7 protein-coding genes are annotated in these 12,269 nt (G+C 69.5%); 1 reads left to right on the top strand and 6 read right to left on the bottom strand.

All coding sequences use genetic code 11. The features are described from left to right. Window position 1: 1 nt before the first annotated feature. From ACPEH0_RS12050 to pxpA, 6 genes are all read right to left on the bottom strand, one after another. The gene (locus tag ACPEH0_RS12050) at window positions 2-595 is read right to left on the bottom strand and encodes a hypothetical protein (RefSeq protein WP_366214258.1); all 594 of its coding nucleotides are present in this window, start codon (window positions 593-595) and stop codon (window positions 2-4) included. An 88-nt stretch (window positions 596-683) separates the two neighbouring features. Next, window positions 684-4,559, bottom strand: coding sequence for a DNA-directed RNA polymerase subunit beta' (gene rpoC, locus ACPEH0_RS12045; RefSeq protein ID WP_217528420.1), 3,876 nt, complete (start codon window positions 4,557-4,559; stop codon window positions 684-686). A 41-nt stretch (window positions 4,560-4,600) separates the two neighbouring features. After that, window positions 4,601-8,098 carry a DNA-directed RNA polymerase subunit beta gene (locus tag ACPEH0_RS12040; RefSeq protein ID WP_064003342.1) on the bottom strand — a complete coding sequence of 1,166 codons (3,498 nt, stop codon included), beginning with the start codon at window positions 8,096-8,098 and terminating at the stop codon, window positions 4,601-4,603. 268 nt (window positions 8,099-8,366) lie between these two features. After that, window positions 8,367-8,972: a hypothetical protein gene (locus tag ACPEH0_RS12035; RefSeq protein WP_217528422.1), complete on the bottom strand. Its 606-nt coding sequence runs from the start codon at window positions 8,970-8,972 to the stop codon at window positions 8,367-8,369. 27 nt (window positions 8,973-8,999) lie between these two features. Further along, a complete protein-coding gene (locus tag ACPEH0_RS12030) occupies window positions 9,000-10,550 on the bottom strand; it encodes a 5-oxoprolinase/urea amidolyase family protein (protein WP_366214257.1) in 1,551 nt (516 codons plus the stop codon). Next, complete coding sequence (gene pxpA, locus ACPEH0_RS12025) at window positions 10,544-11,299, bottom strand: 5-oxoprolinase subunit PxpA (RefSeq protein WP_366214256.1); 756 nt, start codon at window positions 11,297-11,299, stop codon at window positions 10,544-10,546. Before pxpA ends, ACPEH0_RS12030 begins: the two co-directional genes overlap by 7 nt. A 130-nt stretch (window positions 11,300-11,429) precedes the next feature. On the opposite strand from pxpA, the gene ACPEH0_RS12020 reads away from it, so the two are divergent. Next, the gene (locus ACPEH0_RS12020) at window positions 11,430-12,266 is read left to right on the top strand and encodes an alpha/beta fold hydrolase (protein ID WP_423719473.1); all 837 of its coding nucleotides are present in this window, start codon (window positions 11,430-11,432) and stop codon (window positions 12,264-12,266) included. The last annotated feature ends 3 nt before the right edge of the window (window positions 12,267-12,269 follow it).

The following is a 12,269-nucleotide window of genomic DNA, read 5'->3' as shown; positions in this document are numbered from 1 at the left end:
CTCAGCCTGCGCGCGACCAGACCGCGGCGGCGACGCCGTCCGCGTACTGGGTCGGATGCCACGCCTGCTGCGACGTCGACACCCACTGCCCGCCGCCGGCCTCGATCGTCTCGAGCAGGTCTCCCTCGGTGCGCGAGCAGCGCACGCGGTCACCCTCGGGGGCGCACTCGAACCCGAGCGGCGGCAACGCAGCCGTCGCGATGGCCCCGGCATCCGGCGGCACTGTCGCGACCGTCGTGGAGATCTCGCCTCGCCCGGAGGTCCAGGTGCACGCGCCGAGGACCTGCGGCTCGAGTGCGGCGACGAGGTCGGCGGCCGTCGACACCGGCGCATCCGTCGAGGCGACCATCTCGGCACCCTCGGTCCACCGGAGACCGGCCCACGCCGCTTCGTTGTAGAGATCGCGGCAGCCGACGGGGGCCGAGGTCGCCGCAGCGGATGCCGTGGGTTGCGGCACCCCCGCGGCCTCGGAGATCCATCGCGAGGCGGCAGGGAACATCGGCACGGCGAGCACCAGCAGCGTCACGACGATCGCCGCGCTCACGACGCCGACGAACCACGCGAAGCCGGCGTTGCGCCCTCCCACCCCTGCCATGCGTCCCAGGGTAGCCGTCCCCCGCGCCGACGACGCCGAAGGCCCCCGGGAGATCCCGGGGGCCTTCGGTCAGACGATCACGCCTCGATCAGTTATAGCTGCCGGGGGTGAAGTCGTCGGTCGAGAAGCTGTCGAAGTCGACGTAGCTCAGGTCGGCGTCGCTGTACGCGCCGTCCGAGGCGAAGATGCGGTTGGGGTACCGCTCGCTCTTGGCCTCCTCCGTCGCCTCGACCACGACGTTGCGGTACTTCGCAAGGCCGGTGCCGGCGGGGATGAGCTTTCCGATGATGACGTTCTCCTTGAGGCCGACGAGCGGGTCGCTCTTGCCCTCCATGGCCGCCTGCGTGAGGACGCGGGTGGTCTCCTGGAACGATGCGGCCGACAGCCACGACTCCGTCGCGAGCGACGCCTTCGTGATACCCATCAGCTCGGGGCGACCCGAGGCGGGACGCTTGCCCGCCGCGACAGCCTCGCGGTTCATCTGCTGGTAGCGCTTGAAGTCCACCAGCTCACCGGGCAGCAGGTCCGTCTCGCCGTGATCGACGACCGTGACCTTGCGCAGCATCTGGCGCACGATGACCTCGATGTGCTTGTCGTGGATCGGCACACCCTGCGAGCGGTACACGCCCTGCACGCCGCCGACGAGGTACTTCTGCACCTCGCGGGCACCCTGCACGCGCATGACCTCCTTGGGGTCGAGCGTTCCGACCTGCAGCGGCTGACCGACCACGACGCGCTGGCCGTCCTCGACGAGGAGGGTGGCGCGCTTGAGGACCGGGTAGACGTGCGGCTCGTCACCGTTGTCCGGGGTCAGGATGACCTTCTTGGCCTTCTCGGTCTCATCGATCTTGATGACACCGTCGGCCTCGGCGATCGGGGACGCACCCTTGGGGGTACGCGCCTCGAACAGCTCCTGGACACGGGGCAGACCCTGGGTGATGTCGTCCGCCGATGCCGAACCACCGGTGTGGAACGTACGCATCGTCAGCTGGGTACCGGGCTCACCGATCGACTGGGCCGCGATGATGCCGACGGCCTCGCCGATGTCGACGAGCTTGCCGCTGGCCAGCGAACGGCCGTAGCACTTGGCGCACACACCGACAGCGGAGTCACAGGTGAGGACCGAGCGCACCTTGATGCTCTCGATGCCACCGGCGACCAGCTTGTCGATGAGGACGTCGCCCACGTCGTCGCCGGCCTCGGCCAGGACAGTGCCCTGCGCGTCGACGACGTCGGCGGCGAGGGTACGGGCGAACACCGAGTTCTCGACGTTGGCGTCACGCACGAGCGTGCCGTCGGTGCCGGGAGCAGCGATCGTGAACTCGAGACCCTTGGTCGTGCCGCAGTCCTCCTCGCGGATGATGACATCCTGCGAGACGTCGACGAGACGACGCGTGAGGTACCCCGAGTCGGCGGTACGGAGGGCCGTGTCGGCCAGACCCTTACGGGCACCGTGCGTCGCGATGAAGTACTCCGCCACCGACAGACCCTCGCGGTACGAGGAGATGATCGGACGGGGGATGATCTCACCCTTGGGGTTGTTCACCAGGCCTCGCATACCCGCGATGTTGCGGATCTGCAGCCAGTTACCACGGGCACCCGAGCTCACCATGCGGTTGATGGTGTTGTCGGCCGGGAAGTTGTCCCGCATCGCCTTCTGGACCTCATCGGTCGCCTCGGTCCAGATCTTGATGAGCTCCTGACGACGCTCGGCGTCGGTGGTGAGACCCTTCTCGAACTGGCCCTGGACCTTCGCGGCCTGCTTCTCGTAGGCAGCGACGATCTCCTTCTTGTTCGGCGGCGTGAGGACGTCGCTGAGGGCGACGGTCACACCCGAACGGGTGGCCCAGTAGAAGCCGGCGTCCTTGATCCGGTCGAGGGATGCCGCGACCTCGGTCTTCGGGTACTCCTCGGCCAGCTTGTTGACGATCTGCGACAGCTTGCCCTTGTCGGCCTGCTCGCGGACGAACGGGTAGCCCTTGGGGAGCGTGTCGTTGAAGATCGCCTGACCCAGCGAGGCATCCACCAGACCGTGGCGCTCGTAGCCCTCGGGCGCTTCGCCCTCGAGGAACGTCAGACCCGGAACGCGGATGCGAACCTTGGCCTGCAGGTCGAGGGTGCCCTCGTCCTTGGCCAGGATCGCCTCGCCGACGGAGCCGAACACACGGCCCTCACCGGCAGCACCCTCCTTGATGGTCGTCAGGTGGTGCAGACCGATGATCATGTCCTGCGAGGGCAGGGTCACCGGGCGGCCGTCCGACGGCTTGAGGATGTTGTTCGACGCGAGCATCAGCACGCGGGCCTCGGCCTGAGCCTCGACCGACAGCGGCAGGTGCACGGCCATCTGGTCACCGTCGAAGTCCGCGTTGAAGGCGGCGCAGACGAGCGGGTGGAGCTGGATGGCCTTGCCCTCGACGAGCTGCGGCTCGAACGCCTGGATGCCGAGACGGTGCAGCGTGGGCGCACGGTTCAGCAGCACGGGACGCTCGCGGATGATCTCCTCGAGCACGTCCCAGACCTCGGGACGGGTGCGCTCGACGGCACGCTTGGCGGCCTTGATGTTCTGCGAGTGACCGAGGTCGATGAGGCGCTTGATCACGAACGGCTTGAAGAGCTCGAGCGCCATCTGCTTGGGCAGACCGCACTGGTGCAGCTTCAGCTGCGGGCCGACGATGATGACCGAACGGCCCGAGTAGTCGACGCGCTTGCCGAGCAGGTTCTGGCGGAAACGACCCTGCTTACCCTTCAGCATGTCGCTGAGGGACTTCAGGGCGCGGTTGCCGGTACCCGTGACGGGACGACCGCGGCGGCCGTTGTCGAACAGGGCGTCGACGGCCTCCTGCAGCATCCGCTTCTCGTTGTTGACGATGATCTCGGGGGCACCGAGGTCGATCAGGCGACGGAGACGGTTGTTGCGGTTGATCACGCGACGGTACAGGTCGTTCAGGTCGCTGGTGGCGAAACGGCCACCGTCGAGCTGGACCATGGGACGCAGCTCCGGCGGGATCACCGGGACGACGTCGAGCACCATCGATGCCGGGCTCATGCCGGTCGACAGGAACGAGTTGACGACCTTGAGGCGCTTGATCGCACGGATCTTGCGCTGGCCCTTGCCCTCGGAGATCTGCAGGTGCAGCGACTCGGCCTCGGCGGCCAGGTCGAACGCCTCGAGGCGACGCTTGATCGACTCGGCGCCCATGTAGGCCTCGAAGTACTGACCGAAGCGGTCCTGCAGCTCCTGGAAGATGTCGTCTTCCTGCTTGAGCTGACCGACCTCGAGGCCCCGGAACTCGTCCCACATCCGCTCGAGCTTGGCGACCTGCTCGTCGCCGCGCTTGCGGATGGTGGCCATCTCCTTCTCGGCGGCGTCCTTGGCCTTCTTCTTCTGGTCGGCCTTGGCGCCCTCCGCCTCGAGGGCGGCGAGCTCGTCTTCCAGCTTCTGGAGGCGGTCGGCGACACGGGCGTCGCGACGGTCGGCGATGTTCTTGATCTCGAGGCGGAGGTTCGCCTCGTGGGTCGGCAGGTCGCGGTGGCGTGCGTCCTCGTCGACCGAGATCACCATGTAGGCGGCGAAGTAGATGACCTTCTCGAGGTCCTTCGGCGCCATGTCCAGCAGGTAGCCCAGGCGCGAGGGGACGCCCTTGAAGTACCAGATGTGGGTGACGGGGGCGGCGAGCTCGATGTGGCCCATGCGCTCACGACGGACGGAGGACTTGGTGACCTCCACGCCGCAGCGCTCGCAGACGATGCCCTTGAAGCGGACGCGCTTGTACTTGCCGCAGGCGCACTCCCAGTCGCGGGAGGGCCCGAAGATCTGCTCTCCGAAGAGGCCGTCCTTCTCGGGCTTCAGCGTGCGGTAGTTGATGGTCTCGGGCTTCTTGACCTCGCCGAAGGACCAACGACGGATGTCGTCGGCGGTGGCGAGACCGATACGAAGCTGATCGAAGGTGTGTGACTCGAGCACTGATTCTCCTGTGTCGGAATTCTGTTCGTTGCCGGTACGGGTCAGATCTCGTCGATCGACGTCGACTCGAACCGGGTGGAGATGTTGATGCCGAGCTCCTCCGCTGCGCGGAAGGCCTCGTCGTCACTGTCGCGCAGGTTGACCTCGGTGCCGTCGGCCGAGAGGACCTCGACGTTCAGGCAGAGGGACTGCATCTCCTTCATGAGGACCTTGAACGACTCCGGGATGCCGGGCTCCTGGATGTTCTCGCCCTTGACGATGGCTTCGTAGACCTTGACGCGTCCCACGATGTCGTCGGACTTGATCGTCAGCAGCTCCTGCAGTGCGTATGCGGCACCGTAAGCCTCGAGCGCCCAGACCTCCATCTCACCGAAGCGCTGGCCACCGAACTGGGCCTTACCGCCGAGCGGCTGCTGGGTGATCATCGAGTAGGGGCCCGTCGAGCGTGCGTGGATCTTGTCGTCGACGAGGTGGTGCAGCTTCAGGATGTACATGTAGCCGACCGAGATCGGAGCCGGGAACGGCTCGCCGGAGCGACCGTCGAACAGCTTCGCCTTGCCCGAGCTGTCGATGAGACGCTCGCCGTCACGCGTGGGGTTCGTCGAGTCGAGCAGACCCGCGATCTCCTCCTCGAACGCACCGTCGAACACCGGGGTCGCGACCTTCGTGCCGGGCGCGGCCTCGCGGGCCTGCTCGGGCAGCTTCGCGGCCCACTCGGGCGAACCGTCGACCTTCCAGCCCTGCTTGGCGACCCAGCCGAGGTGGGTCTCGAGGACCTGACCGAAGTTCATTCGACCGGGGATGCCGAGGGGGTTCAGGACGACGTCGACCGGGGTGCCGTCCGCGAGGAAGGGCATGTCCTCGACGGGCAGGATCTTCGCGATGACACCCTTGTTGCCGTGGCGGCCGGCGAGCTTGTCACCGGCGGTGATCTTGCGCTTCTGGGCGATGTAGACCACGACGCGGCGGTTGACGCCCGAGCCGAGCTCGTCGTCGCCGTCCTCGGCGTTGAACTCCTTGACGGCGATGATCGTGCCCTGCTCACCGTGGGGCACCTTCAGCGAGGTGTCACGGACTTCGCGGCTCTTCTCGTTGAAGATCGCGCGGAGCAGGCGCTCCTCGGCCGACAGCTCGGTCTCACCCTTGGGCGTGACCTTGCCGACGAGGATGTCGCCGGGACGCACCTCGGCGCCGATGCGGATGATGCCGCGCTCGTCGAGGTCCTTCAGCAGGTCGGGGCTGACGTTGGGGAGGTCACGGGTGATCTCCTCCTTGCCGAGCTTGGTGTCGCGCGCGTCGACCTCGTACTCCTCGATGTGGATCGAGGAGAGCGTGTCGTTCTTCACGAGCTCCTGGCTGAGGATGATGGCGTCCTCGAAGTTGTGACCCTCCCACGTCATGAAGGCGACGAGGAGGTTCTTGCCGAGGGCGAGCTCGCCGTTCTCCGTGGCGGGGCCGTCGGCGATGACCTCGCCGACCTCGACGCGGTCGCCGGCCGAGACCACGACGCGCTGGTTGTACGAGGTGCCCTGGTTGGAGCGGTCGAACTTGCGCAGGAAGTAGTCCTGCGTGCCGCCCTCGTCGAGCTGGACGGTGACGACGTCGGCCGAGACCTCGGAGACGACACCGGCCTTCTCGGCGGTGAGGACGTCACCGGCGTCGATGGCCGCGTAGCCCTCCATACCCGTACCGACGATCGGCGACTCGCTGCGCAGCAGCGGGACGGCCTGACGCTGCATGTTCGCACCCATGAGTGCGCGGTTCGCGTCGTCGTGCTCGAGGAAGGGGATGAGGGAGGTCGCGACCGACACCATCTGGCGCGGCGAGACATCCATGTAGCCGATCTCGTCGACCGGGAACAGGTCGACCTCGCCACCCTGACCGCGACGGGCGAGGATGCGGTCGTTGACGAACGTGCCGTCGGCGTTGAGCTCGACACCGGCCTGCGCGACGACGTAGTCCGCTTCTTCGGCGGCCGTCAGGTAGTCGATCTGGTCGGTGACCTTGTTGCCCACGACACGGCGGTACGGCGTCTCGATGAAGCCGAACGCGTTGATGCGCGCGAACGATGCGAGCGAACCGATGAGGCCGATGTTCGGGCCTTCCGGGGTCTCGATCGGGCACATGCGGCCGTAGTGGGAGGGGTGGACGTCACGGACCTCGACGCCGGCACGCTCACGCGAGAGACCACCGGGGCCGAGCGCCGAGAGGCGACGCTTGTGGGTCAGACCCGCGAGCGGGTTGTTCTGGTCCATGAACTGCGACAGCTGCGAGGTTCCGAAGAACTCCTTGATCGCGGCCACGACGGGACGGACGTTGATCAGGGTCTGCGGCGTGATCGCCTCGATGTCCTGCGTGGTCATGCGCTCGCGGACGACGCGCTCCATGCGGGACAGACCGGTGCGGACCTGGTTCTGGATGAGCTCGCCGACGGCGCGGATGCGACGGTTGCCGAAGTTGTCGATGTCGTCGACGTCGAGCCGGATCTCGGCGGGCTTGCCGGCGCGGACGCCGTCGTAGCTGACGTCACCGCGGTGCAGGCGGACGAGGTACTTGATCGTCGCGACGATGTCCTCGACGGTCAGGACCGAGTCGCTGAGCGGCTTGTCGATGCCGAGCTTCTGGTTGATCTTGTACCGACCGACCTTGGCCAGGTCGTAGCGCTTCGGGTTGAAGTAGAAGTTGTCCAGCAGCGCGCGGGCGGCCTCGGCGGCGACCTGCTCGCCCGGACGGAGCTTGCGGTAGATGTCGCGGAGCGCGTCCTCCTTGGTGAGGATCGTGTCCTTCTCGAGGGTCTCCTCGATCGAGCTGAAGCCCGCGAACTCCTGCATGATGTCCTCGCTCGACAGGCCCAGGGCCTTGAGGAAGACGGTGACGGACTGCTTGCGCTTGCGGTCGATGCGCACGCCCACCTGGTCGCGCTTGTCGATCTCGAACTCGAGCCAGGCGCCGCGGCTCGGGATGACGCGCGCCGAGACGATGTCCTTGTCGGAGGTCTTGTCGGGCGTCTTGTCGAAGTAGACACCCGGCGAACGCACGAGCTGCGAGACGACGACGCGCTCGGTTCCGTTGATGATGAAGGTGCCCTTGGCGGTCTGGAGCGGGAAGTCGCCCATGAAGACCGTCTGCGTCTTGATCTCACCGGTGAGGTGGTTCATGAACTCGGCCTCGACGTAGAGCGGGGCGGCGTAGGTCTTGCCGCGCTCCTTGCACTCCTCGATGGAGTACTTCTCGGGCTCGAGGTAGGGGTTGGTGAACGAGAGCTGCATCGTCTCGCCGAGGTCCTCGATCGGCGAGATCTCCTCGAAGATCTCCTCGAGGCCGCTGATCTCGGGCACATCGGTGCGGCCGGCGGCCTGCGCCTCGGCGACGCGTGCCTTCCACGCCTCGTTGCCGACGAGCCAGTCGAACGACTCGGTCTGCAGCGCCAGAAGGTCGGGGACCGTCAGCGTGTCGGAGATCTTGGCGAACGAGAGGCGGGATGCCCCGCGGCCGTTCTTGGTGGTGGTGGTGGAAGTTGCGTTGCGCGCAGCAGCCAAGGGAATTACCTCCGTGAGCCCGGGGAGGGCTGGTTTTCCTTGTCGTCAGGTGGAGTACTCCCGCATCCGACACCTGCGGCGCGCGCCGACGGGAACCGTCGGGGGCGCAGGCACAAGCCGACCACCATATGAGGGCAAGTAGAGGGGAGCGCAACTACTCACTATAGGACGGACGACGCGCCGTGTCCAGTCGGATCGTTGACGAGTTTCGGATGCTGCGGTATAACTCGCGCTAGGTCGGCGCCGCTCAGACCCCCGGCTCCGCCGCTCAGACCCACTGCCAGGTCGCGAGAACGGACATCGCGAGCGCGTCGCGATCCTCCTGCGGCACGTCGACGCTCGAGGAGAAGGTGACGATGTAGGTCTGCCCGGCGTCGACGAGGTAGTACTGGTCGATCACGTACGGGACCTCCCCCGTCGACACGGTCGCCGTGAGGTGCGCGGACTCGGAGCCCGCCGCGGTCACCCGGTCGAGGGTCTGCACGTCGGTGGCGCCGGCGCCCTCGAGTTCGTCGATGCCGCTCTGCTCGACCTGGTCGGAGGTGACCTCGCCGCCGGGCGAGACGAGGATGTTGACGTTGTCGGGGTAGTCGTCGTCGTCCTGGAGGTCGGCGGCGAACGTCGTGGGGTCGAATGCGTCGGGGGCGCCGTCGGGGAAGCCCCAGCCGTCGGGGAGGCGGAACGTGTACTCGTCGGTCGCGACCTCCGTTCCGGTGGCGGGGGCGAACTCGACGGCTTCCGTCTGCTGCGGCGAGACCTCCTGCGTTTCGGCGGGCGGCGCGGACTCGGTGGTGCATCCGGTCAATCCCACCGCGGCCGCCGACCCCAGGGCGGCGGCGAGCGCGAGGGCGACGGAGGCGCGACGGAACGACATGCGGCCGACCCTACGCGCCGGCGGCGATCACCGCCGAGGGCTTGCGCTGCGGAGCCGAAGGTGAGAACCGGGTCGGGCCTGGGCGAGCGCCGCGCGTCCCGCGGCGGTCACCACGCCGATCACGGGGTACCCGCCGGTCACCGGTCCGTCCGGCCCAAGGACGACCGGCAGACCGTCCGGCGGCACCTGGACGGCGCCGGGCAGCATCCCCTCGCTCGCGAGCTCCCGGGAGGCGGCATCCGCCGTCCGCGCCAGCGGCGGACCGTCGAGACGGATGCCGACACGGTCGGCGCGGGCGCCGACGACCCACGTCGTCTCGAAGAACGCCTGCCGCGCCGCCGGGGTGAACCAGTCGGCGCGGGGACCGGCGGCGACGGGGACGTCGATGACGGTCGGCGGCGGCGTCCACGGCCACAGGTCGACGGGTGGGACGGGATGCCGGGCGGCATCCGCCGTCGCGATGCCGTCGCCCGCGCGCAGCGGTGCGGGTCCGAGGCCCGCGAGCGTGTCGGTCGCGACCGATCCGAAGACGGGATGCCCCGCGACGCCGCCACGGATCGCGAGCAGCGCGCGGACCCCGGCGCGGAAGCTGCCGATCGACAGGTCGGTGCCGGCGGGCCAGAGCACCGGGCGGTACGGGTCGACCTCGCGCCCGGCGACGTGGACGCTCCCCCACGCCCCGGTGACGGCGATCCAGAGATCACGGGTCGCGGTCGCGCGGAAGCCGCCCAGGGTCACCTCGATCGCGGCGGCGCCCGGTGCGTTGCCGACGAGCCGGTTCGCGGCGGCGAGCGCCGGGCGGTCGGCGGCGCCGGAGCGTGCGACGCCGTCGGCGAGCGCGTCGGGGCGACCGGCATCCTGCACCGTCGCGAACGGGCCGGGGTCCTGCACGACGGCGGCCGGGCGGCCGACCGGAAGGACGGCGGTGGCGGAGCCCGCGGTGACCGCAGCGGCGGCGACGCGTCGGAACCGCACGCGGGTGCCGGGGCGCAGGAGCACGGGGGTGTCGGCGAGCGGGTCGAACAGGGGCGCGGCGGTCGCCCCGATGAGCTGCCAACCGCCGGGGGTCTCGCGCGGGTAGGCGCCCGTGAACTCCCCCGCGAGGGCGACGGACCCCTGCGGCACCCGTGCGCGGGGGGTCGCGCGGCGGGGGACCTCGATGCGCCAGTCCGCGCTGACGAGGTACCCGAACCCGGGGGCGAACCCCGTGAAGGCGACCGTCCAGCGCGCCGCGAGGTGGCGCGCGACGAGCTCCCCGGCGCCGATGCCGAGCAGCGTCGCCGTCTCGTCGAGGTCGGGGCCGTCGTAGACGACGGGGATCTCGATCTCCTCCGCAGGCGCCGGTTCACCGGGCGCGGCGGGTGCGCCGGCGGCATCCACTCCCTCGATCCACCGGCGCGCGGCCGCGAGCGGGAGGACGGCCGGGTCGACGTGGATGAGCACCGTCCGCGCGGCGGGGACGAGATCGCGCACCCCGCGGGGCCGGCTCGCCACCAGGGCGGTGTGGAGCCCGAGCACCTCGGCGAGCGCGTCGACCTCGACGAGCAGCGCGCTGTCGCCGAACGGGCGGATCACCACGGCGCGCGCACCTCGACCCCCGCGGCGTCGAGCGCCGCGCGCACGGCCCGCGCCATCGCGACCGAACCCGTGGTGTCGCCGTGGAGGCAGAGGGATGCCGCGTCGACGGCGAGGACCGAGCCGTCCACGGCCTCGACACCGCCGCCCGTCGCGAGGCGCACGGCGCGCGCGGCGACGACCTCGGCGTCGTGCAGCAGCGCGCCCGGGTCGGTGCGCGGCACGAGGGTGCCGTTCGGCAGGTACCCGCGGTCGAGGAACGCCTCGAGGAGGAACGGGATGCCGCGCCTCGCGGCCGCGCCGGCGATCGCCCCCGGCATCCCGAGCAGCGGCAGCGCGCGGCCGAGGTCCGCGGCCACGTCGGCGACGGCGTCGGCGACCGCCTCCGCCGTCTGCGGATCGGCGGAGACCGCGTGGTAGAGCGCCCCGTGCGGCTTGACGTACCGGAGGTCCGCACCGGCGGACACGAGGGCGGCGATCTGCGTCCGCACCTGGTCGCGGAGGACCTCGGTCGGGACGGCGAGCCGCACGCGCCCGAACCCGGCACGGTCGACGAAGGACGGGTGCGCCCCCACGGCGACGCCCCGCGCCGCCGCCCGGCGGACGGCATCCCGCATCGAATCGGCGTCGCCCGCGTGACCGCCGCACGCGACGGAAGCGCTGGAGACGACGGCGAACATCGCCTCGTCGTCGGCCGTCGGCACGCCGTCGACGGTCTCGCCGAGGTCCGCGTTGAGGTCGATCGCCGCCATGAGGCAACGCTAGCGGCGGGGGACGGTGAACGGCGGGCGAAGGATCCCGTCAAGCTCTGGCCGCGACCGGACCGGGGCCGTAGCGTCGGGATGTCGCCGGACGACCGTTCCGGCGGGAAGGAGCGCCGCTGTGGCGTACATCACCGTGGGGACCGAGAACTCGGTCGACGTCGACATCTTCTACACGGATCAGGGGTCGGGACAGCCCGTCGTGCTGATCCACGGCTTCCCCCTCAACGGGGAGTCGTGGGGCAAGCAGCAGGCCGCGCTGCTCGAGGCCGGCTACCGCGTCATCGCCTACGACCAGCGCGGGTTCGGCGCCTCGACGAAGACCGCGTCGGGCTCTGACTACGACACCTTCGCCGCCGACCTGCACGCCCTCATCGAGGAACTCGAGCTCACCGACGCCGTCCTCGTCGGCTTCTCGATGGGCACCGGGGAGATCGCGCGCTACCTGTCGCGCTACGGCGCCGACCGCATCGCGAAGGTCGCCTTCCTCGGCTCGCTCGAGCCGTGGCTGCTGAAAAACGACGAGAACCCCGACGGCGCGGGCGACCAGGCCTTCTTCGACGGCACCGCCGCAGCCGTCGCCGAGGACCGGTACGCCTTCCTGACCGGCTTCTTCCAGGACTTCTACAACCTCGACGACTACCTCGGGAACCGCATCTCGCAGGAGGCGCTCGACGCCTCGGTCGCCGTCGCGAACCAGGCCGGCAACGCCGCGATCGCCGCCGCCCCGCTCACGTGGGCGACCGACTTCCGCGGCGACATCCCCGCCGTCACCGTGCCGACGCTCATCCTGCACGGCACCGCCGACAACATCCTCGCGATCGACGTGACCGCTCGCCGGTTCCGGGAGCTGCTGCCCGACGCGACGTACGTCGAGATCGAGGGCGCCCCGCACGGCCTGCTCTGGACCCACGGCGCCGAGGTGAACGAGGCGCTGCTCGCCTTCCTGCAGGACTGAGCC

The organism is Microbacterium sp. NPDC079356 (genome assembly GCF_049545465.1).
Taxonomy (GTDB): Bacteria; Actinomycetota; Actinomycetes; order Actinomycetales; family Microbacteriaceae; genus Microbacterium; species Microbacterium gawkjiense.
This window is presented reverse-complemented; position numbering and strand designations above follow the sequence as displayed.